This window comes from Clostridioides sp. LIBA-2809, assembly GCF_056688965.1.
Genome location: NZ_CP197004.1, coordinates 2,017,745 through 2,040,795 on the forward strand (window position 1 = coordinate 2,017,745; position 23,051 = coordinate 2,040,795).

Annotated in this window: 18 protein-coding genes and 1 riboswitch; of the genes, 17 read left to right on the plus strand and 1 reads right to left on the minus strand. The window is 28.9% G+C overall.

Annotation, left to right across the window (positions count from 1 at the left end):
• Nucleotides 1-109 precede the first annotated feature (109 nt).
• The 6 genes from ACTG44_RS09690 (at nt 110) to ftsH (ending at nt 8,624) form a co-directional block, all read left to right on the plus strand.
• The gene (locus tag ACTG44_RS09690) at nt 110-2,767 is read left to right on the plus strand and encodes a cation-translocating P-type ATPase (RefSeq protein WP_479918702.1); all 2,658 of its coding nucleotides are present in this window, start codon (nt 110-112) and stop codon (nt 2,765-2,767) included.
• A gap of 53 nt (nt 2,768-2,820) precedes the next feature.
• Nucleotides 2,821-2,923, plus strand: a riboswitch (SAM riboswitch).
• A 107-nt stretch (nt 2,924-3,030) separates the two neighbouring features.
• Nucleotides 3,031-4,296 carry an O-acetylhomoserine aminocarboxypropyltransferase/cysteine synthase family protein gene (locus ACTG44_RS09695; protein WP_021384635.1) on the plus strand — a complete coding sequence of 422 codons (1,266 nt, stop codon included), beginning with the start codon at nt 3,031-3,033 and terminating at the stop codon, nt 4,294-4,296.
• A 21-nt stretch (nt 4,297-4,317) separates the two neighbouring features.
• The gene (locus ACTG44_RS09700; protein ID WP_021384614.1) at nt 4,318-5,208 is read left to right on the plus strand and encodes a homoserine O-succinyltransferase; all 891 of its coding nucleotides are present in this window, start codon (nt 4,318-4,320) and stop codon (nt 5,206-5,208) included.
• Between the two features lie 170 nt (nt 5,209-5,378).
• A complete protein-coding gene (locus tag ACTG44_RS09705) occupies nt 5,379-6,011 on the plus strand; it encodes a TetR/AcrR family transcriptional regulator (protein WP_479921646.1) in 633 nt (210 codons plus the stop codon).
• A 320-nt stretch (nt 6,012-6,331) separates the two neighbouring features.
• Entirely contained in the window at nt 6,332-6,775 is a 444-nt protein-coding gene (locus ACTG44_RS09710) for a MarR family winged helix-turn-helix transcriptional regulator (RefSeq protein ID WP_021384632.1), read from the plus strand.
• Between the two features lie 31 nt (nt 6,776-6,806).
• Nucleotides 6,807-8,624, plus strand: coding sequence for an ATP-dependent zinc metalloprotease FtsH (gene ftsH / locus ACTG44_RS09715; protein ID WP_021384628.1), 1,818 nt, complete (start codon nt 6,807-6,809; stop codon nt 8,622-8,624).
• Between the two features lie 154 nt (nt 8,625-8,778).
• On the opposite strand, the gene ACTG44_RS09720 is transcribed toward ftsH, so the two are convergent.
• The gene (locus ACTG44_RS09720; protein ID WP_479921647.1) at nt 8,779-9,561 is read right to left on the minus strand and encodes a MerR family transcriptional regulator; all 783 of its coding nucleotides are present in this window, start codon (nt 9,559-9,561) and stop codon (nt 8,779-8,781) included.
• Nucleotides 9,562-9,671: 110 nt separating this feature from the next.
• Here ACTG44_RS09720 and ACTG44_RS09725 point away from each other — a divergent pair, with 110 nt between their 5' ends.
• From ACTG44_RS09725 to pheA, 11 genes are all read left to right on the plus strand, one after another.
• Complete coding sequence (locus ACTG44_RS09725; protein WP_479918705.1) at nt 9,672-10,514, plus strand: ATP-binding cassette domain-containing protein; 843 nt, start codon at nt 9,672-9,674, stop codon at nt 10,512-10,514.
• A gap of 1 nt (nt 10,515) precedes the next feature.
• Nucleotides 10,516-11,169, plus strand: a complete 654-nt coding sequence (locus ACTG44_RS09730) for a hypothetical protein (RefSeq protein WP_021384634.1) — start codon at nt 10,516-10,518, stop codon at nt 11,167-11,169.
• Nucleotides 11,170-11,182: 13 nt separating this feature from the next.
• Entirely contained in the window at nt 11,183-11,854 is a 672-nt protein-coding gene (locus ACTG44_RS09735; protein ID WP_479918706.1) for a DUF4097 family beta strand repeat-containing protein, read from the plus strand.
• Nucleotides 11,855-12,109: 255 nt separating this feature from the next.
• Nucleotides 12,110-14,818, plus strand: coding sequence for an ATP-binding protein (locus ACTG44_RS09740; RefSeq protein WP_479918707.1), 2,709 nt, complete (start codon nt 12,110-12,112; stop codon nt 14,816-14,818).
• 27 nt (nt 14,819-14,845) lie between these two features.
• Entirely contained in the window at nt 14,846-15,544 is a 699-nt protein-coding gene (locus ACTG44_RS09745; RefSeq protein ID WP_021384624.1) for a response regulator, read from the plus strand.
• A gap of 342 nt (nt 15,545-15,886) precedes the next feature.
• Nucleotides 15,887-16,843: a magnesium transporter CorA family protein gene (locus tag ACTG44_RS09750; RefSeq protein ID WP_021384658.1), complete on the plus strand. Its 957-nt coding sequence runs from the start codon at nt 15,887-15,889 to the stop codon at nt 16,841-16,843.
• 461 nt (nt 16,844-17,304) lie between these two features.
• Entirely contained in the window at nt 17,305-18,318 is a 1,014-nt protein-coding gene (aroF, locus tag ACTG44_RS09755; protein ID WP_479920232.1) for a 3-deoxy-7-phosphoheptulonate synthase, read from the plus strand.
• 21 nt (nt 18,319-18,339) lie between these two features.
• A complete protein-coding gene (gene aroB / locus ACTG44_RS09760) occupies nt 18,340-19,404 on the plus strand; it encodes a 3-dehydroquinate synthase (RefSeq protein ID WP_479921648.1) in 1,065 nt (354 codons plus the stop codon).
• Entirely contained in the window at nt 19,404-20,717 is a 1,314-nt protein-coding gene (aroA, locus tag ACTG44_RS09765) for a 3-phosphoshikimate 1-carboxyvinyltransferase (RefSeq protein ID WP_021384661.1), read from the plus strand. Before aroB ends, aroA begins: the two co-directional genes overlap by 1 nt.
• Nucleotides 20,695-21,771 (plus strand): chorismate synthase, encoded by a 1,077-nt coding sequence (gene aroC, locus ACTG44_RS09770; RefSeq protein ID WP_479918710.1) that lies wholly within the window; start codon nt 20,695-20,697, stop codon nt 21,769-21,771. Before aroA ends, aroC begins: the two co-directional genes overlap by 23 nt.
• A 52-nt stretch (nt 21,772-21,823) precedes the next feature.
• A complete protein-coding gene (pheA, locus tag ACTG44_RS09775) occupies nt 21,824-23,020 on the plus strand; it encodes a prephenate dehydratase (protein WP_479921649.1) in 1,197 nt (398 codons plus the stop codon).
• Nucleotides 23,021-23,051 lie beyond the last annotated feature (31 nt).

Consider the following 23,051-nt stretch of genomic DNA (forward strand, 5'->3'; position numbering starts at 1 on the left):
AAAAGTATTGTTAAATTTAGGTAAAATATACTTATTGTGTATTGAATTGAACTTGATTTTAAAATATAATTATTCTTAAATCAAAAAAAGAAAGGAGTGATCTTCCAAAATGGAAAATCACAAACAGATGCCTTGGCATTCAAGAGCAACTCATGAAATTTTAGAAAGTCTAGATTCATCAGAGGAGGGGCTCACCGATACCGAGGCGGAAAAACGGATTAAAGAGAATGGTTTAAATGAACTGAGAAAAAAACCACCTAGAACAACTTTACAAATGCTTTGGAGTCAAATTACAGATGCTATGGTTTTAATACTAATAGGAGCAGCCATATTATCCTTGATATTTGGAGAATTTACAGAAGCTTTTGTAATACTAATAATTGTAACAGTAAATGCAGTTATTGGAATTGTTCAAGAAAAAAAGGCAGAGTCATCGTTAGAAGCATTAAAAAATATGAATTCACCTATAGCTCGTGTTATGCGTGAGGGTGAAGAAAGTGTTATTCCAGCAAGTAATCTTGTAGTAGGAGACATTGTTTTTTTAGAGGATGGAGCGATGGTCCCAGCAGACCTTCGTTTGATAGAAACATCGAGTTTAAAAATTCAAGAAGCTTCATTAACAGGAGAATCTGTTCCATCAGAAAAAGATTCAGATACAATCTTATCTGAAGAATGTGTATTAGGAGACCGTAGCAATATGGCTTATACATCCTCAATCGTCACATATGGTAGAGGTGTAGGTGTTGTAGTTGCAACTGGTATGGATACAGAAGTGGGTAACATAGCACATCTTTTAGATTCACAAGATGATTTTGATACTCCTATAAAACGTAAACTTAATACTGTTGGAAAGACATTAAGTGTCATAGGTATTATTGTATGCGTTGTTATATTTGCAATAGGTGCATTTTATCAGAGACCTCTCTTGCCAATGTTTATGATTGCAATTTCCCTTGCCATATCAATTATTCCAGAGGGATTACCTGCAACAGCTACTATTGTAATGGCTTTAGGCGTACAACGTATGGCTAAAAGAAATGCTTTAATTAGAAAATTACCTGCTGTTGAAACATTAGGAGGAGCTACAGTAATATGTTGCGATAAAACTGGTACATTAACTTTAAATAAGATGACTGTTACACATATTGCTGTAAATGGAGATTTTGAGTCTGGAAAAGTTACATCAATAGACACTGCATCTGAAAAACATCCACTAGTATATAAAGAAATTGTTTATGCTGGTGCACTTTGTAATGATGCGTGTATTAATCCAGATAAAACAGATGAAATATTAGGTGACCCAACAGAGGGTGCATTAATTTTTATGGCCAACAAATTTGGAATAGATCAAGAAGCTCTTGAAGAAGAATATCCACGTGTATTTGAACAGCCTTTTGATTCTGATAGAAAATGTATGACAACTGTTCATAATATAGATGGAAAGATTACTGCTTATACTAAAGGTGCAGTAGATGAAATTCTTGACTTATGTACTAAAATATTAACATCAAAAGGCGAAAGAAATATTACCGAAGTGGATAAAAAGAATATACACGAATTATGTCTTACTATGTCTAAAGATGCATTGCGTGTACTTGGTTTTGCGAAGCGTGAGATTTCATCTATACCAAAAGAAGATAATGAAAACATAGAATATGATTTGACATTTATAGGTATGGTTGGTATGATTGACCCTCCAAGAACTGAGGTAATTGATGCAGTAAATACTTGTAAAGAAGCAGGTATAAGAACCATAATGATAACAGGTGACCATAAAGTTACTGCCACAACAATAGCTCATGAATTAGGAATATGGAATGAAGGAAATACTGTTATATCTGGTGATGAACTTGATAATTTAAGTGATGATGAACTAGATGAAGCTGTTAAAAAAGCTACAGTATTTGCACGTGTGTCCCCATTTGATAAACTTAGAATTATACAATCTCTAAAAAGAATTGGAGAAGTACCAGCAATGACTGGAGATGGAGTAAACGATTCTCCTGCCTTAAAATCTGCTGATATTGGTATAGCTATGGGTATAAGTGGTACAGACGTTGCAAAAGATTCTTCTGATATGATTTTAATGGATGATAGCTTTACAACGATTGCTTATGCAATAAAAGAAGGTAGACGTGTATATAGAAATATACAGAAAGTTATACAATTCTTACTTGTTGGTAATATAGCAGAGATACTTACATTGTTTGTTGCAATATTATTAAATTGGGATACTCCACTTCTAGCAGTTCATATTTTGTGGGTAAACCTTGCAACTGCTACACTTCCAGCCCTTGCGCTTGGAGTTGACCCACCAAGTAGAAATATAATGAAGCATCAACCAGTAAAATCAACGACCTTGTTTGAAAAGAACCTTATACAAAGAGTAGTTACTCAAGGTATATTTGTGGCAATAATGACTATTTTAGCATATAAAATTGGTCTTAATATAGAAAACCATGCTGTAGGTCAAACAATGGCATTTTGTGTATTAGCATTTTCACAAATGTTAAGAGCTTTTAGCCAACGTTCAAATACAGATTCCATGTTTAACAAAAATAATGGTAAGAATCCATTTCTTTTAATTTCATTTTTAACTTCTGCGTTACTAATAGCAGTAATACTATTTGTACCTGTTTTTAGAAATGCATTCAGTTTAACTATTTTAAATGGTTCAGAATGGCTTATAACAATTAGTTTAGCCATAATGTCTGTAGTTCAAGTAGAGATTGGAAAATTTATTAAAAGAAAATTTTTAAAAAAATAGTTGACAAAATTAGGAAAAATATATAAGATATAAAACATAGAAAAATTAAATAAATCTTATCCAGAGAGGTGGAGGGACTGGCCCTATGAAACCCGGCAACCAGTATATTTATATACATTGGTGCTAAATCCTGCGGCGAAAGCTGAGAGATGAGTATAATTAAGCTTATACAGAGCCTGAGTTATATACTCAGGCTTTATTTATTTTAAATCTCATCTGATAAATAGTTTAATTTTTTACTAAAATCTAAGGGGGATACAAAAATGTATAATAAAGAGACAATATGTGTGCAAGGAAATTACAAACCAGGAAATGGAGAACCAAGAGTTTTACCTTTATATCAAAGTACAACTTTTAAATATAGTAGTATAGACCAACTTGCTGAACTATTTGACTTAAAAGTTGATGGACATATATATTCAAGAATAAGCAATCCTACTATTCAAGCTTTTGAAGAAAAGATAAGTCTACTAGAAGGAGGAGTATCTTCTGTGGCTGTGTCATCAGGTCAATCTGCAAATATGTTAGCAGTTTTAAATATATGTAAATCAGGAGATAGTATACTTTGTTCTTCAAAAGTATATGGAGGAACATTCAATTTATTAGGACCTAGTCTTAAAAAATTTGGAATAGATTTGATATCATTTGACTTAGACTCAAGTGAAGATGAAATAGTAGCACTTGCAAATGAAAACACTAAAGTTGTGTTTGCAGAAACACTTGCAAATCCAACTCTTGAAGTTATAGATTTTGAAAAAATAGCAAATGTAGCTAAGAGAGTGAATGTTCCATTTATAGTCGATAATTCACTAGCATCACCAGTGCTTTGTAATCCTCTAAAATATGGAGCAAACATAGTTACTCATTCTACTACAAAGTATTTAGATGGCCATGCTTCAAGTGTTGGAGGAATTATAGTAGATGGAGGAAACTTTAACTGGGATAATGGGAAGTTTCCAGAGTTGGTTGAACCAGACCCAACATATCATGGAATAAGTTATACTCAAAAATTTGGAAATGCTGCATATGCAACTAAGGCACGAGTTCAACTACTTAGAGATTATGGAAATTGTTTAAGTCCATTTAATGCATATCTTACTAATTTAAATGTTGAAACACTTCACCTTAGAATGGAGAGACATAGTGAAAATGCACTTAAAATAGCCAAATTTTTAGAAAAACACGAAAATGTAGATTGGATTAACTATCCAGGACTTGAAGATAACAAGTATTATGAGAATGCGAAAAAGTATCTATCAAAAGGATGTAGTGGAGTTTTATCATTTGGAGTAAGAGGTGGGCTAGAAAATGCCAAGAAATTTGTGGAGAAATTACAGATAGCATCTTTAGTTACACATGTTTCAGATGTAAGAACATGCGTTATACATCCAGCTTCAACTACTCATAGACAATTAACAGAAGAACAATTGATTGCATCTGGAGTATTACCTTCACTAATAAGATTATCCGTTGGAATAGAAAATGTAGAGGATTTAATAGCTGATTTAAATCAAGCTTTAAATTTCTAAGAGAAAGAGAAGTGAAAAGATATGGCTTTAATACTACCAAAAGGATTACCTGTTATTAATAAATTATTGGATGAAGGAATAGATGTAATTTACAAAGAAGATTTTAATAAAGAATTAAAATATGAAAAAAGTATAGATACAAAGATAGCTATATTGAATTTAATGCCTATAAAGATGGATACAGAATTAGATTTACTTAGAAGGATAGACAAAACAGGATTCAATGTATCTGTGGAATTTATTAAAATCTCAACAAGAGAAAGTAAAAGAGTATGTAATGAATATGTTAAGGATTTTTATAAAACATTTGATGAAGCCAAAGAAGAGTACTTTGATGGCTTTATAATAACAGGAGCTCCAGTTGAACAAATGGAGTTTGAAGAAGTTGATTATTGGAATGAACTAGAAGAAATTATGGATTATTCTAAAAGAAAAACTAAATCTACATTATATATATGTTGGGCGGCTCAAGCAAGTCTTTACAAATACTACAATGTAAAAAAACTTCCATTAAGTCAAAAATGTTTTGGAGTATTTAAGCATAAAGTAGATAAAAATAGTAAAATAGTAGATGGATTTGAAAAAGAATTTTTTGCTCCACATTCAAGACATACTACTATAAATACTGAAGCTCTAAAAAATAATAAAGAATTAAGTATTGTAAGTCATTCTAAAGAAGCTGGTCCTTATATAATTACAAATTCAAGAGATGTATTTGTAATGGGACATGGTGAATACGATAAGTACACTCTTGATAAGGAATATAAGAGAGATATAGATAGGGGCGATGAAATATCAATACCTCAAAACTATTATATTAATAATGACCCTTCAAAAGAGCCAACAGTCAAATGGAAGAAACATTCTGAGTTATTGTTTAGAAATTGGATAAAAAATTATCTACTACAATAAATTTAGGATAGTATATAAAAACTAATTAAATAAGATATAGAAAGCTATAGGTATAAAGATAATCTTAATGATTCTTTATACCTTATTATTTTTAAAAAATTTGACATTATAGTAGTAGTTTTATATAATAATACTAAACCGACTGACGGTCTAATGAAAGGAGAAAACATATGAGAATAGTAAAAGACCCTGAAGAACGAAAATCTGAAATATTAGATACATCTGAAATGCTTTTTTGCACTAAAGGATATTCAAAAACTACTATAAATGATATTTTAAATGAAATTGGAATTGCAAAGGGAACTTTTTATTACTACTTTAAATCTAAAGAAGAAGTAATGGATGCAATTATAACTAGAATTATAGATAATGATATAAACATGGCAAAAAAAATTGCTTTAAATCCAGAAATTCCAGTACTTGAAAAATTTTTTCAGATATTAATGTCTCAAAGACCTAGTGTTGGAAACAATAAAGAAAAAGTAATTGAACAATTCCATTTACCCAACAATGCAGAGATGCATCAAAAGACAATAGTTAAAACTATCCTAAACTTCACACCAATTTTAGCAGATGTAGTAGAACAAGGTGTAAGAGAAGGAGTGTTCAATACAAAATATCCGAAAGAAACAATAGAGTTTTTGATTGCTTCTTCTGAATGTATATTTGATGAATCAATGTTTAATTGGAACAAAGATGAAATGCTGCAAAAAACAGAAGCTTTCATTTACATTATGGAAACAACATTAGGTGCAGATAAAGGAAGTTTTGATTTTGTACATGATATGATAATAAGAAATTAAACTTTGTACCATTTATTGATTTATCTTTTGATTTTTAGATATATTATATTTTAAACAATTGCTTGTAATGAGGTTAAAAAATGAGAAATCGGTGTAAAATATATACATCGATTTTTTATTAAATTTTATTGTATCAAATTAAACATCAATAAGATAAGAGATTAATAATTGAAGTTACAATATTGTAATTGACAACAAATACTTAATACTATAATATTTAATACATTAAATATTATAGTATTAAGTATTTGCTTGTGAAACACACTTAAACCTAAGGTTAATAGTCAGTAAAATAAAGTATTTTCGTAGGGAGAGTTTGTATGGATGAGATAAGTTTTAAGAAAGAGTTATTGGAATTGACTAGAGATATAAATATAAAATTTGCAACACTATTAAGCCAATTTTACCAACCACTTGGTATTACAGCAGTACAAGCTTTGATTTTGTCAGAACTATGCGAACATGGAGAGAAAAAAATAAGTGATTTAGGAAAAAATTTAAATATGACAAACAGTAATGTATCAGTAATCTGTCAGAGACTTGAAAAAAATGGTTTTTTAAATCGCATAAGAGATATGGAAGACCAAAGAATTGTAAAAGTAAAGGTTACAAATAAATCATTAGACATACAAGAGAGTATTTCAAGCAGTATTTTTGATGATTATTTTGAAAATATGACTAGTGAAAAATTGCAGGATATGGAAGATATAATAGAAGGTTTAGAAAAGTTAAATAAGCTTTTAACTTGCATTGATTGCAAATAACATAAAAAATAATTTAAAGGAGAATAAAATTATGGATGAACATAAACCACAAAAAAGGTCTGGTCTCTATTATTATACGATTATAATAATAGTAGTAATGTTTTTAAATGCTTTAATATTTCCAAGTTTAATGGATAAAAAAATGGTTGAGATTGACTATGGAAAGTTTCTTACAATGTTGGATACAGGAAAGGTCAAATCTGTTGAGATAGAAAATAATAGAATAGCAATAAGCCCATCTAGTAGTAAGGATAAGAATATATACATAACTGGTAGAATGGATGACCCAGAATTAGTAGATAGGTTAAAGAATGCAAAAGTAGAATTTAATAAGGTTATTCCTAAGGAAAATTCACCGCTTTTAAACATTTTACTTACATGGATAATACCTATAGGTATTCTTATGCTATTTGGTAATTTAATGATGAAATCAATGCAAAAGCGAATGGGTGGCAATAGTATGCAATTTGGAAAGAGCAATGCCAAAATGTATGTATCCGCTCAAAGTGGAAAAAGATTTAACGATGTCGCTGGTCAAGATGAGGCAAAAGAAGCTTTAAGTGAAATAGTAGATTTCTTACACAATCCAGAAAAATATAAAAAGATAGGAGCACAAATGCCTAAAGGTGCACTTTTAGTAGGGCCTCCAGGTACAGGGAAAACACTACTCGCAAAAGCTGTAGCAGGAGAAGCAAATGTGCCATTTTTCTCAATATCTGGTTCTGAATTTGTTGAGATGTTTGTAGGAATGGGAGCATCTAGAATCCGTGACTTATTTAAACAAGCAAAAGAAAAAGCTCCATGTATAGTATTTATAGATGAGATTGATACTATTGGTAAAAAGCGTGATAATGGAAGTGGATTGGGTGGAAATGATGAACGTGAACAAACTTTAAATCAGTTATTAAGTGAGATGGATGGTTTTGATGGTGGAATAGGTGTAGTAATACTTGCTGCTACAAATAGACCTGATAGTCTTGATAAAGCATTACTTCGCCCAGGAAGATTTGATAGACGTATACCAGTTGAACTTCCAGACCTTGGAGGACGTGAAGCTATATTAAAGGTACATGCTCAAAATGTAAATGTAAGCTCAGATATAGATTATAATGCAGTTGCTAGGTCTACATCTGGAGCATCAGGTGCGGAACTTGCAAATATTGTGAACGAAGCAGCACTTTTAGCTGTTAAATCTGGTAGGGATGTGGTAGAACAACAAGACTTTGATGAATCTGTTGAGACTGTAATTGCTGGATATCAACGTAAAGGAGCTGTAATTTCTGACAAGGAAAAGAAAATTATAGCCTATCATGAAATCGGTCATGCACTTGTTGCTGCCATGCAAAAACATTCTGCTCCTGTCCACAAGATTACTATAATACCTAGAACTTCAGGTGCACTAGGTTATACCATGCAAGTTGCAGAAGATGAAAGTGTGCTTATGTCTAAAGAAGAAGCAATTGATAAAATAACTACCTTTACAGGTGGTCGTGCTGCTGAAGAAGTTATTTTTAATACTTGTACATCAGGTGCATCAAACGATATAGAACAAGCTACTAAAATTGCAAGAGCTATGGTTACTCGTCTTGGTATGAGTGAAGAGTTTGACATGGTTGCTCTTGAGACAGTAAGTAATCAATATTTAGGAGGAGATACTTCTCTTGCTTGTTCTTCAGACACTGCCGCTAAAATTGATGAAGAAGTATTTAGAATAATAAAAACTTGTCATAAAAATGCAACTGAAATTTTAGAAAACAATATTGAAAAACTTCATGAACTTGCTGAATATTTATTAGAAAAAGAAACTATTACAGGCGATGAGTTTATGGAAATACTTAATTTACAATAAAATAATTATTTAATAGTTTGTAATAAAATACTTTTAGATTGACTAAAAAGTGGTATAGCATTTGTGAATGTTGTACCACTTTTTAATATGGAAAAATATCATTTAACATAATTAGCTTTAATTTTTATGTTTTGCAAGTTCTAAACAAGTTATTTTAATTTAACAATATCTGTATTTGGTAATTCCATTGCAAAATTCCAGTTACAGATATGATGTGTACAATTATATTTGGACATATATTAGATTCCATTTTTAGTTTATGAAGCAATTCTCTTAAAACTATATCTTTATTTTCTTCTGTACAGTTTGCACATAGGTAATCTCCTTCTGGTAATGTAGTCAGTCCTTTTGTAGAGGGATATTTTAAACAAATAGCAAACAGTCTAGATTTTTCAGGCGTTGTAATCATACCTGCCATATCCTCAAATAAAAATTGTGATTCTAATGATGCATCAAGTTGCTTATAAAAATGTTCATGATAGTTCCATAAATTTTTTAATGATGCATGTTCCATGCTATTGGAAATAAGAATAACTCTTTTGGGAATATGCATTACAAAAAAATCATCTTTTTTAGTGTTAATATTATTTAGCTTGTTTTCATAATCTGTGTAAGCACGTTTAATTTTTTCTTTTGCATATTGGAGATAAGCTATTTTCTTGTTTGCATTTTCTTCAGCTTGTTTTAGAGCTTTAATAACTTTATGTAGGTTATCAAGTTGTAATATATCTCCAATTTCTGTTAATGTAAAATCCATTGATTTAAGTAATTCTATAGTTTGTAGTTTTATAAGTTCTTGCTCAGAATAATATCTATAACCAGATGATTCATCTCTGTAACAAGGTTTTACAATACCAATACGGTCATAGTGACGTAGTGTTTCACTAGTCATACCTACAATTTCTGCAGCTTGCTTAATCGAAAAATAATTTTTCATTCATTCACCTCTTGACCTTTTTGTAACACAAAAGTTTATAATACATTATATCATGTGTTGATATAAGTCACAATGGTATAAAAAATGAACATTAGAGAGGTTAACAAGTTATGATAGAATTAAAAAAAATAACAAAGAAATACAAAGATGCAGTTGTTTTAAGAGACTTTACATGTACAATTGAAGCAGAGGGAATATATTGCCTGTTGGGAAGAAATGGTGCAGGAAAAACCACACTTTTAAAATCTATTGCAGGTTATCAGAATATTTCTAGTGGAAATATTTGTGTGAATGGATATTCTATTAGTACAGCAACGATGGATACTAGTGTAAGCTACATTGATAATTTTGCAAAACACTTTAATCTTCCTGTAAAAAAGCTTATTCAAATTGCAGGAAAATTAAATCCTTTTTTTGACAATCAATTTGCTATGGAGATGATGGAACGCTTTGAATTGGATGGAAGTAAAAAATTCAATAAACTTTCATTGGGAATGAAGACTATGGTTTCTACTATTATTTGTCTTTCAAGTAATAAACCAGTAATTCTTTTAGATGAACCAGTACTTGGTTTTGATGCAATTATGCGTGCAGAATTTTATTCTTTATTAACAGAAAGTTTTTCTCGGAAACCAAGAATTATCATTGTTTCGACTCACATAATAGATGAAATTGCAAAAGTTATGCAAAAATTAATTATTATTGATAAAGGTACATTATGTTTTTTTGATACATTACAAGTTATTAAGGATAAAGCATATAGTGTGAGCGGAGCAAAACGAGAAGTAGAAGAAGCTACTAAAGATTTAAATATAATTGGAAATGAGCAAGTCGGTGGATTTTTGACGAGGCATATTTTTGATGCACCTATTAATTCCAATAGCCTTAATATAGAAAAAATGTCTCTTCAAGATTTTTTTATTCATATGGTTGAAAAAAAGGAGGTAATTTAATATGAAGCCAATTTTAACAATTATAAAACGTAATTTTGCGAGTAGCTCTATTGGATTTATTATTACAATTTTAGTAGTACTATTATCCAGTACATCTAGTGATGCAAAAATAGCCATAAGCCGTGGAAATTATACTTACCTTTATATTTTAATAATTCCATTTTTTATTGTATATTTTAATTTTAGCAAGCTAATATATTTAAATGTAACTAAAAAATATTATTTTTGGGGTAGTATGATAACATATATCATTGCTGCTTTCTCAGTATCTTTGATAAATACTTTCATTCACCTTGTAATAGACCCTATTAATCAAACTCAAACTGTAATCAATTTATTAGAGCTATGTGGTTGGTGGGAAAATGGACCATTTATTGCTTTTTTTCAGCAATTTACCTTCCTACTATTAGTAGCTATATTTTTACAGTTATTATTGTCCATGCAAGCTTATTGGTATGGATGGCTAACAGATATCACTCTTATTGCTATCATATGTATATTTGTGCCTATACAACCTTTACGTAATATATTAGTAGATTTTTTTAAGCTTATGATGTTCAATAGCAATTCATTGTTACATATTGGAATTTGTTTATTAAGTAGTTTTATATTGGCGTATCTTTGGTTGATTGTATTAAAAAAGAAGGCTATTTAATTGGGAGATGATAATGAAAAAAAACATTAAAAAATTGTTTAGTATTTTAAGTATATTAATCGTATTATCAAGTATCTTAGCAGGATGTTCTTCTACAGATACTACTTATAAGGAAAAGCAATACTCTATGTTAGATATAGATAATATCACAGTGGATATAAAAGATAGAAAAGTTGAGATTTTTCCATCTTCAAATAAACAAATCCATATTTCTTATTATGAGAGTGTAAAGGAGTATTACATGATTGATTTATCTGAAAAAAATAGATTGTCAATTAAATATATTACTAATAAAGATTGGAACGATTATATAGGTGGGAAAACTTCAATGGAAAACAGAACAATAAAAATATGGATACCAAATGAATCTTTAGAAAATCTAAATCTAAAAACATCTAATGGAGATGTAGAAATATCCCAATTATCATTTTTAAGTTCAGTAGATATAAAGGTGAGTAATGGAAATATTGAATTGGAAGAACTTGATGTAGGAAACACTATAAAACTTGAAACGAAAAATGGGAATATTGGTGGAACATTAATAGGTTCTTATAATGATTTTTTTATATCAAACTATATAAAAAAGGGAAAAAGTAATTTGCCTAATGATAAACATAATGGTTCAAAGAAACTTACAACTTATACAAATAACGGAAACATTCTTTTGGACTTTATTAACGATTAAAACTAAATATCTGAAAATAAAATTGTAAATAAAGCAAAACGCATATCATTCATTTGAAGTGTTTTGCTTTATTTTTTATGTATATTAGACTCTAAAGTTACTAGATACTTGCATTTATTAAACACTTTTACTTTTTAGTTAATAGTACATACTTAAATCTTTACATAATCTTAATCATTAAAAATATATTTTAACTACAATTTTATACCAAAATTGATAATATAATAATAGTGAAAGGTGTAAGGAGGTTGTTTAATGGACAGACCAAATCCTGATATATTGTTACAAAAAATTAAAAGCGAAGAAAATAAATTGAATAGAGGGCAATTAAAAATATTTTTTGGTTATGCAGCAGGAGTAGGAAAGACTTATTCCATGTTGGAATCTGCACAAAACCTGAAAAAAGTAGGCGTCGATGTAGTAGTTGGATATATTGAACCACATACAAGACCAGAAACATTGGCTTTACTTGAGGGATTAGAAACTCTTCCTGTTAAGGAGATAGAATATAAATCTATAAAACTAAAAGAATTTGATTTAGATGCTGCTTTGCAAAGAAAACCAGAAGTTATATTGGTAGATGAGTTTGCACATTCTAATGTTACTGGGTTAAGGCACACAAAAAGGTGGCAAGATATAGAAGAATTATTGTTAGCAGGTATAAATGTATATACTACTGTAAATGTTCAACACTTAGAAAGTCTAAATGACATTGTTGAAATAATTACAAATGTATCAGTTAAAGAAACAATACCAGATAAGTTTTTGGACACAAATACACAATTAGAACTTATAGATGTTGAACCTGATGTACTTCTTGAAAGATTCAATGAAGGTAAGATATATAAGAAAGAACAAGCAATTAGAGCAAAAGACAATTTTTTTATAAAAGATAATCTAGTTGCACTTAGAGAAATTGCCCTTAGAAAGACAGCAGAACGAGTAAATAAAGAAGTACAAATGACTAGATTATCAAAAGGAGGTGTAAGCGTAATACCTACATCAGATACACTGCTTGCATGTATAAGCCCATCTCCATCTTCTGCAAAAGTAATTAGAACTGCATCTAGAATATCAGACAGTACATTTGCAAAATGGATAGCCTTATATGTTGAAACTCCAAATACAGCAAGATTGCCTTTACAGGAGCAAAAACAGTTACAAAACAATTTAAAACTTGCCAAGAAATTAGGTGGTGAAATAATTGTTTTACATGGTGAAGATATAATTGAACAGATACTCAGAATTGCAAAGCTTAGAAATGTAACAAAAATTGTAATAGGTAGAAATCATTCAAATAATAAAAAATTTAATAAGAAATTTAAAAAAGATATAGTTGACAAATTAATAGACGAAGTGGATTATATAGATATACATATAATACCTTACAAATTTGCTTCAGAAGTTAAATATAAACCTAAAAAAGATAAATTATCAATAAAATCAAAATTTAAAGTTAGCAAGATTGATTTTATCAAACTTATGATTGTTACTTTAATGATAAGTGTTTTAGCATATGTAGTGCAAAGTCTAGGATTTATAAGAGAAAATATATTGTTAATATATATGCTGGGAGTAGTTTTAGTTTCAATGTGGACTAAAGGATATAGTACAGGTATAATAAGCTCTGTATTCAATATAATATTACTAAATTATTTTTTTACAGAACCAATATATACATTATCAATAGCTAATTCAAATTATATAGTTACATTAGTGGTGTTTTCAATAGTTGGTATAATAACTAGTACACTTACATCTAAGATACAACATGAAGCAGTAACAGCTGCTAAAAGAGAAGAAAATACAAAAATGATATACCAGATAATCAAGGGATTTTTAAGGTTATCAAATAAAGACGATATAGTAAATAAGGGGATAGAACTTTTATCTCTTAGCTTGAGTAGAGATGTAGTTTGTTATTTAAGTGTAGATAAGTATAAGAAATCAAAGTTATATAAAAAAAATGCTTCTAATAAAGATAAAAATGATTTAGATAGTGATGATGAAAAAGCTGTTGCAAGTTGGGTTTTATCCAATTCAACAGTGGCAGGGAGTGACACAGATACACTTCCAGGCTCAAAGGGATACTATATACCAATTGTAGGTATGAATTTAACTTTGGGTGTTGTTGGGATATCATGTGTTGATTCGAAACTAGATGCAGAAGATATAAATTTAATTGAAACAATAATCGCTCAAATGGCAATAGCTCTTGATAGAGAAATATTGTCAGAGGCAAAAGAAAATACCAATCTTGAAATAGAGAGAGAAAGATTAAGAAGTAATCTTCTAAGAGCAGTATCTCATGACCTTAGGACTCCATTGGCAGGAATATCTGGAGCAGTAAGTACGATTATAAAAAATAAGGGTACTATAGGTCAGGATATAATAGACGAATTACTTAGTGGTGTATATGAAGATACTCAATGGCTAATAAGACTTGTTGAAAATTTACTTAGCATGACTAAAATAGATGAAGGTAAATTAGAAGTCAAAAAACACTCTGAACTTGTTGAAGAGATTATCTCAGAGGCATTGCAAAAAATTAAAAAAAGAATTGAGAATACGATTATAGATATTAACATACCAGAACAGATATTATTCGTTCCTATGGATGCAAAATTGATAGAGCAAGTTTTAATTAATTTAATAGATAATTCTTTAAAATATTCAAAAGAAGATTGTAAGATAAATATAAATGTATATGAAGAAGAAGATTATGTTTGGTTTGAAGTATCTGATAATGGACCTGGTATATCAAAAGAATTGAAAAAGCATGTTTTTGATAGATTTTTTACAGGAGAAGAAGGGTCTAAGGACTCTAGAAAAGGTGTTGGACTTGGATTATCAATTTGTAAATCCATAATTCAAGCTCATAAAGGTGAAATTATGGTAGAAAATAATAGAGATAAAGGTTCAACTTTTAAGTTTAGTTTGCCTAAGGAAAATGAATTGCATTAAATTTTGAGAGTTATTTTGGAGGAAGAAATGAGTAAAAAACTTATATTATTAGTAGAAGATGATAAGACAATAAGAAAATTTATATCTACTGCACTTTTGACACAAGATTATGATGTCAAGGAAGCTATAACTGGTAAGGAAGGAATATCGATTGCTGTTTCATATTCTCCAGATGTTGTTCTCTTAGATTTAGGGCTAGAAGATATGGATGGAATAGAGGTAATAAAAGCTATTAGACAATTTTCAAAGATACCAATAATTGTAGTTTCTGCAAGAGAACAAGATAGAGAAAAGGTAGAAGTATTTGATGCAGGTGCAGATGATTATTTAACAAAACCATTTTCAATAGTAGAATTATTAGCTAGAGTTAGAGTAGCATTTAGACACTCACAGGTGGAATTACATCAAAGAGAAGAAGTAAAGTCTACATTTGAGGTGGATAAATTATTGATTGATTTTGATAAAAGAAGAGTTATTGTTGACGATAACGAAGTCCATTTGACACCGATTGAATATAACATTCTCTCATTACTTGCAAAACATCATGGAAAAGTACTTACTCATAATTTTATAATAAAAGAGATATGGGGTAGTATTATTGGCAATGAAACTAAATCTTTAAGGGTTTTTATGGCAACATTAAGAAGAAAAATAGAAAAGCAACCTGCTGACCCAAGGTATATAATTACGGAAGTTGGTGTAGGATATAGATTAAACGATGAATAGGTTTTATGTATATTTAATTATCAGATTAGATATTTAATATATATTACAATTATATAATTTAATTAAAATAAGAATGAAGTGTATATGTTATTGTCAGTTTAGCATATGCATTTTATTTTTTAGTTTTTTTAGTATCAATAATTTTTTAGTATTAATAATATGAAATATGATTTAAAATAAATATATGGTAAAATTTTTGGTCAAATAATAAAAACATAAGCACTTATCTTATAATAAATTTAATATAAATATTAAATAATAATTATTAAAATAGTGTAAAATAATTACAGTAATGATTATAGAAAATTTTTAAAATGTAAATTGAAATTTAGGAGTAGATGTATGTATATACTGAATTTGAATACAAGAGAGATTATCGAAGATTTTAGAAAAAAATTTTATACAGCAGAAAATTCTTACCTCATATTAAGTGCTCCAAAAAATTTGAAATTACTCAAGGAAATCTTGGATATAGATGAGATAACCTTTAATGATTGTCTTAAATTTGATGAAATAACGAAACTTGACTTATTTGATAATTATGATTTTTTGAGTTTAAATACATTTGAATTAAGAGATGGAGATGCTGTTATAGAAGAAGTTAATATGTATCTATCAGATAATTTTATATTGGTTGTAGTAAATGAGGAACATTTTTTATTTGAATTTGTAAAAAATATTATTTTGAAAAATTCTCAACTTGAAAAAAATCCAGTTATAAACCTATTTAAAATAAACTATTTAATTTTTAGAGAAGTTATAAAAAATGGTTTTGAATCTTTGGAAAAAGTTGAAGAATTAATTCTTCAAATAGAAGATGAGATGATGGATAATATTCATAAAAATCATGTATCTAGAATAAGTGATGTAAGAGGACTAACAAGAACTATAGTTAAAAATACAAGACCTCTTTTATATATTGGTGACAGAATAGTAAAAGAAAATATAAGATATTTGAAATATTCCAATGTAAAAAAATATAATCTTGAAAATTTTCAAGGTATAGATTTTGGAATTGACAAATTATATAATTTTGCATTATCAACACGAGAGTTAGCAGATAAACTCTTAGACATTTACTCCTCTAGAGTAGGTGAAAAAACAAATCATTTAATTACAAAATTAACTTTATTAACAGCTATATCTGCACCACTTACAATTATAACTGGGATATATGGAATGAACTTTAGATATATGCCAGAATTAAATTGGGTCTATGGATATCCAGCAACTTTACTTTTTATGTTATGTATAATTTTTGTTGGAATTGTAATATTTAAAATAAAAAAACTATTATAAATAGCAGATGATTTTTAAACAATTTTATAAAAATGCAACAATTAAGAAACTAATTTAAGTAAATGAAAAAATATTTTAAATTGAAAATATTTATAGAAAATATTGACAATTATATTTTCTTTGCTATAATTATTAAACAAGAAGAATAATAAATTATAAAAATGGAGGATAATACTATGAAAGGAATATTAAAAGAACTAACAGCAAAACTTTATAGCTTTTATTACTTTATGTTCTGGGGCTTTTATTTTAGCGCTGGCTATTTCTTTTACAAAAATACATGTAATTCCTTTCTGGTGAGGCCTTGTTTTAATGATTTTGAGCATAAGTAAATTTTATAAAAATGATTATTTTATATATTTATATAAGGTTTAATGCTTAATAGATTATTTTGGAGAACTCATTAGTGAGTTCTCTTTTTTATTTTAAATATAAAATTATAATATTGGGAGGTAGTAAAAATGATAGTAGTATTAAAAATGGGAGCAGATAAAAGTGAAGTTAAGAAATTAATAGAAGCTATTGGGAGAGAAGGAGTAGAAGTTAATCCCATAGATGGGACAGAACTAACTGTTTTAGGATTAGTTGGGGATACTAGTAAAATAGATGCAAAAAGAATAGAAGCAAATAAGATAGTTGAAAAAGTTATGCATGTAGTAGAGCCTTTTAAAAAAGCAAATAGAAAGTTTCATCCAGAACCTTCTATTATAAATGTTAATGGTGTGGAAATTGGTTCAAAAAAAATTGCCATGATAGCTGGACCTTGTTCTGTTGAAACAGAAGAACAAATAGTATCTATAGCTGAAGATGTAAAAAAATCAGGAGCAGGATTCTTAAGAGGAGGAGCATTCAAACCAAGAACATCACCATACGCTTTCCAAGGATTAAGATACGATGGATTAGATTTATTAAAGAAAGCAAAAGAAAAAACAGGTCTTCCTATAGTTACAGAAATAATGTCAACGCAAGATATAGATATATTTGAAGAAAATGTAGATGTAATTCAAGTTGGAGCTAGAAACATGCAAAACTTCGATTTATTAAAAGAATTAGGAAAAACAAATAAAACAATACTTTTAAAAAGAGGATTATCTGCTACAATTGAAGAGTGGTTAATGTCAGCAGAGTATATAATGGCTGGAGGAAATGAAAATGTAGTCCTTTGTGAAAGAGGTATAAGAACTTTCGAAACATATACTAGAAATACTTTGGATTTAAGTGCTATTTTAGCTGTAAAGAAACTTAGTCATTTACCAGTAATAGTTGACCCAAGTCATGCAGCAGGAAAATCATGGATGGTAGACTCTCTATCTAAAGCAGCAATTGCAGTTGGAGCAGATGGTCTTATAATAGAAGTTCATAATGACCCAGCACATGCACTTTGTGATGGTAAACAATCAATTAAACCAAATGAATATGATGAATTAATAAGTGAATTAAAAACTATCGCATTAGCAGTTGGAAGAGAAATATAATCTATAAAAGGATGGTTAAGTGTGGAAGAAAAATTATTAGTAAATTTAAAAGAGAATAGCTATAACATATTTATTAAAAAAAATATACTAAAAGATATAGGTAAAGAAATTAAAAAAATATATTCTGGGAATAAGATTTTTATTGTAACTGATGAAAATATAGCGAAATTATATTTAAATGAAGTAAAAAATAATTTAAATGAATCTGGATTTGAAACTAAAGCTATAATATTAAAAGCTGGTGAAGAAACAAAGTCATTTAATACTCTTCCTAAAATATACGATAGTTTACTTGACTTTAAGTTGACTAGAAAAGATTTGATTATTACTTTAGGAGGAGGGGTAATAGGAGATTTAGGTGGATTTGTAGCAGCAACTTTTCTAAGAGGTGTAAATTTTGTTCAAATTCCAACATCTCTGTTAGCACAAGTTGATAGTTCTGTAGGTGGAAAAGTTGGAGTTGACCTTGAAAGAGGAAAAAACTTAGTGGGAAGCTTTTATCAACCTAAAGCTGTGTTTATTGACCCAAATGTATTATTGTCACTTCCAGAAAAATTTTATAGAGATGGGATGGCAGAAGTCATAAAATATGGTTGTATAAAAGACAAAACCTTTTTTGATAAGCTTTTGAGTTTAAAAAATAGAGACAAAGTAATGCAACATATAGAATACATTATACATGAGTGTTGCTTTATTAAAAAAACAGTGGTTGAAGCTGATGAAAGAGATTTTGGAGACAGAATGCTTCTAAATTTTGGTCATACATTAGGTCATGCTATTGAGACATATTACAATTTTTCTGGTTATACTCATGGGGAAGCTGTTGGTCTAGGAATGTATAAGATAACTTTAGAGAGTGAAAAAAGAGGAATTACAAAGAAGGGTACATCAGAGCTTATAAAATCAATCTTAATAAATTATGATTTACCTTATGAAATTGAATTAAGAGATAACAAGTCGATAATAGATGTAATATCTCTTGATAAAAAGAATCTAGGTGATACATTAAAAATAATACTTTTAAAGAATATTGGAGAGAGTATTATATATAATACTACTTCTAAATTTTTTCAGGAGGTAAACTGATGGGAAGTTTAAAAATATATCCAAGTAGATTGTCTGGAGATGTAAAAATCCCACCATCAAAAAGTATGGCACATAGGGCAGTTATTTGTTCATCTTTAAGTGATGGAAAAAGTAGAATTTCTAATATAGATTTTTCTGATGATATTATAGCTACTATAAGGGCAATGACATCACTTGGAGCTATTATAGAAAAGAAGGACGACATTTTAGAAATTACAGGTATTTTTTCAAAAGAAGCAATTTTGAATAAAGAAAATCAATTAAATCAACCTAAGTTGACTATAGATTGCAATGAATCAGGTTCTACTTTAAGATTTTTAGTGCCTATATCACTAGCATTTGATGGAATAAAAAGATTTGTAGGTAGAGGAAACCTTGGTAAAAGACCACTTGATACTTATTATGAGATTTTTGATAGACAAAACATAGAGTATAGCTATAAAGAAAATCAACTGGATTTAATCATATCAGGAAAACTTAAACCAGATGAATTTAAAGTAAAAGGAAATATAAGTTCTCAATTTATAACAGGTTTATTATTTATTTTACCTACATTAGATAATGATTCAAAAATAATAATTACAACTGAGCTAGAATCCAAAGGATATCTAGATTTAACTCTTTCAACTATGAGAGATTTTGGAATAGAAATTGTAAATAATGATTATAAAGAATTTATTATAAAAGGAAATCAAATGTATAAAGCTAGAGATTATAAAGTTGAAGGCGATTATTCTCAAGGTGCATTTTATTTATCAGCAGATGCTATTGGAGGAAATATTAATGTACTAGACCTTAAAGAAGATTCTCTTCAAGGCGATAGTGAAGTTATTGATATTTTATCTAGAATGGGTATGGAAATTTTAAGACAAGATGAAAAAATAAAAGGTATAGTTAATTGCTTAAATAGTACTTTAATAGATGCATCTCAATGTCCAGATATAATACCAGTTTTATCTGTGGTAGCAGCTTTAAGTAGAGGAAGAACTACAATAATAAATGCTGGAAGGCTTAGAATTAAGGAATGTGATAGACTTCATGCAATAAGTGTCGAATTGAGCAAACTTGGAGCGAATATAGAAGAAAAAGAGGATAGTTTAATAATTGATGGAGTAAGTAAACTAAATGGTGGAGTAGAAGTATGGAGTCATAAAGACCATAGAATTGCAATGACACTTGCAATAGCTTCTTGTAGATGTGACAAGCCAATAGTATTAAAAGATTTTGAGTGTGTATCTAAATCTTATCCACATTTTTTTAAAGATTTTGAGATGTTAGGAGGGCGAATTGATGAGTGGAACATGGGGAAATAATTTAAAAATATCCATTTTTGGAGAATCTCATGGAAATGCTATAGGTATAAATATAGATGGTCTTCCTGCAGGGATTGAACTTGATCTTGATAAGATTGATAAAGAAATGAAAAGAAGGGCACCTGGAAAAAATGCTATTTCTACCTCAAGAAATGAAAGAGATATACCAGAAATTTTAAGTGGTTATTTTGATGGAAGAACTACAGGAACTCCACTATGTGCAATCATAAGAAATAGTGATACTCGCTCAAAAGATTATGGTGAACTTAAAAATTTGATGAGACCAGGACATGCAGATTATACAGGACATGTAAGATATTCTGGGTTTAATGACTACAGAGGGGGAGGACATTTTTCGGGTAGGATAACAGCTCCATTAGTATTTTGTGGTGCTATATGTAAACAAATTCTATCACGAGAAGGAATAGAGGTAGGAGCACACATAAAAAAAGTTAAAGATATAGAAGATACGAGCTTTGATTATGTAGATATATCAAAACAACAATTAACCAATTTACAAACTTTAGAGTTACCTTTACTTGATTTATCAAAGGAAGAAGCTATGAGGGATACTATTATAGATGCAAAAAATCAAGGAGATTCAGTTGGTGGTATAATTGAATGTGCAGTAGTAGGAATTAATGTAGGAATTGGAAATCCATTTTTTGATTCTGTTGAATCTACTCTATCTCATTTATTGTTTTCTGTTCCATCTGTAAAAGGTGTAGAATTTGGTCTAGGTTTTGGAATTACAGATATGTATGGCTCTCAAAGTAATGATGAAATGTATTATGAAGGTAATCAAGTTAAGAGTAAAACAAATAATAATGGAGGAATCATTGGAGGTATTACAACTGGAATGCCAATAATTTTCAAAGTGGCAATAAAGCCAACACCATCAATTAGTGTTCAGCAGAAAACAATTAATATAAAAGATAAAAAAGATGATATTTTATCTATTAAAGGTAGACATGACCCTTGTATAGTTCAAAGAGCAGTACCTGTAATAGAAGCAGTAACGGCTATTGGAATTTTTGATTTGATTAAAAAATAGCTACGCACACTCGTGACTTTAGTCATGGGAGGTTCAGGAAAGGACGATAATAATGGAGGATTTAACAAGATATAGAAATGAAATTGATGACATAGATAAAGAGCTTATTCAATTATTTGAAAAGAGAATGAATACAGTTCTTGAGATTGCTAAACATAAAATGAAAAATAACACTACTATATTTCAAAAAGATAGAGAAGAAAAAGTATTAAATAAAGCTGTAGATAATTTGAATAATAAATCATATTCACAAGAAACCATACAGTTTTTTAATTCCATAATGAAAATTAGTAGAGGGTTACAAAAGAGATTAATGGATAATGATAGTGAACATAAATTTGAATGTAGCCTGAATTCATCAAATGAGAAAATTGATTTATTGAACATAGATAAATATAAAACCTTAAAATATGAAATTAATAAAAAAAATATCCTAGTAGGGTTTCCAGGAATATCAGGTTCATTTACAGAAGAAGCACTAAATAAATTCTTCAACAAAAAAATATCCAAAAAACAATTTAAAGAATTTGAGGATGTTTTCGTAGCACTTAAAAATAAAGAAATAGACTATGGAATAATACCTATAGAAAATTCATCTACAGGAGCTATTTCTGAAACTTATGATCTTTTAAGAAAATATGGATTTTATATAGTTGGAGAAGAATGTATAAAAATAGACCAAAATTTAATTGGAATAAAAGGTACAAAACTTGAAGATATAAAAGAAATATACTCTCATCCACAAGGAATAGGGCAAAGTAGTGAATTTTTAAAACAGAATAGTAATTGGAAGCTGATACCATTTAATAATACAGCAACAAGTGCTGAACTTGTAAAAAAACTTCAAGACAAAACAAAAGCAGCAATTGCAAGTAAAAAAGCTGCAAATATTTATGAACTAGAAATAATAAGCCCTTGTATAAATGATATTACGAATAATTATACCAGATTTGTGGTAATCAGTAACCAGATACACATTGATGAAGAATCAAACAAGATGAGCATAGTATTTTCTGTTGAACATGAAGCAGGAAAACTGTATAAAGTACTTGGATACTTTGCTGAAAATAATATAAATATGACAAAAATAGAATCAAGACCTATGCAAAATGCTTCATGGAGATATTTCTTTTATATAGATTTTGAATGTTCTATATATAATCCTAAAGTATACAATTTATTAGAATTGATAGAGAATAATACAGCATATTTTAAATTTATAGGTGTATATAAAAATAAGATTGAATAGGGAATAGAATTCTTTATTTGATTGTAGTTAT

Coding starts and splice junctions, on each gene's coding strand:
- ACTG44_RS09730 (WP_021384634.1), top strand. CDS start 10,516: ATGAAGCCAATTTTAACAATTATAAAACGTAATTTTGCGAGTAGCTCT.
- aroF (WP_479920232.1), top strand. CDS start 17,305: ATGATAGTAGTATTAAAAATGGGAGCAGATAAAAGTGAAGTTAAGAAA.
- ACTG44_RS09725 (WP_479918705.1), top strand. CDS start 9,672: ATGATAGAATTAAAAAAAATAACAAAGAAATACAAAGATGCAGTTGTT.
- ACTG44_RS09690 (WP_479918702.1), top strand. CDS start 110: ATGGAAAATCACAAACAGATGCCTTGGCATTCAAGAGCAACTCATGAA.
- pheA (WP_479921649.1), top strand. CDS start 21,824: ATGGAGGATTTAACAAGATATAGAAATGAAATTGATGACATAGATAAA.
- ACTG44_RS09710 (WP_021384632.1), top strand. CDS start 6,332: ATGGATGAGATAAGTTTTAAGAAAGAGTTATTGGAATTGACTAGAGAT.
- ACTG44_RS09705 (WP_479921646.1), top strand. CDS start 5,379: ATGAGAATAGTAAAAGACCCTGAAGAACGAAAATCTGAAATATTAGAT.
- ACTG44_RS09720 (WP_479921647.1), bottom strand. CDS start 9,561: ATGAAAAATTATTTTTCGATTAAGCAAGCTGCAGAAATTGTAGGTATG.
- ACTG44_RS09700 (WP_021384614.1), top strand. CDS start 4,318: ATGGCTTTAATACTACCAAAAGGATTACCTGTTATTAATAAATTATTG.
- ACTG44_RS09745 (WP_021384624.1), top strand. CDS start 14,846: ATGAGTAAAAAACTTATATTATTAGTAGAAGATGATAAGACAATAAGA.
- aroA (WP_021384661.1), top strand. CDS start 19,404: ATGGGAAGTTTAAAAATATATCCAAGTAGATTGTCTGGAGATGTAAAA.
- aroC (WP_479918710.1), top strand. CDS start 20,695: ATGAGTGGAACATGGGGAAATAATTTAAAAATATCCATTTTTGGAGAA.
- ACTG44_RS09750 (WP_021384658.1), top strand. CDS start 15,887: ATGTATATACTGAATTTGAATACAAGAGAGATTATCGAAGATTTTAGA.
- ACTG44_RS09695 (WP_021384635.1), top strand. CDS start 3,031: ATGTATAATAAAGAGACAATATGTGTGCAAGGAAATTACAAACCAGGA.
- ACTG44_RS09740 (WP_479918707.1), top strand. CDS start 12,110: ATGGACAGACCAAATCCTGATATATTGTTACAAAAAATTAAAAGCGAA.
- ftsH (WP_021384628.1), top strand. CDS start 6,807: ATGGATGAACATAAACCACAAAAAAGGTCTGGTCTCTATTATTATACG.
- ACTG44_RS09735 (WP_479918706.1), top strand. CDS start 11,183: ATGAAAAAAAACATTAAAAAATTGTTTAGTATTTTAAGTATATTAATC.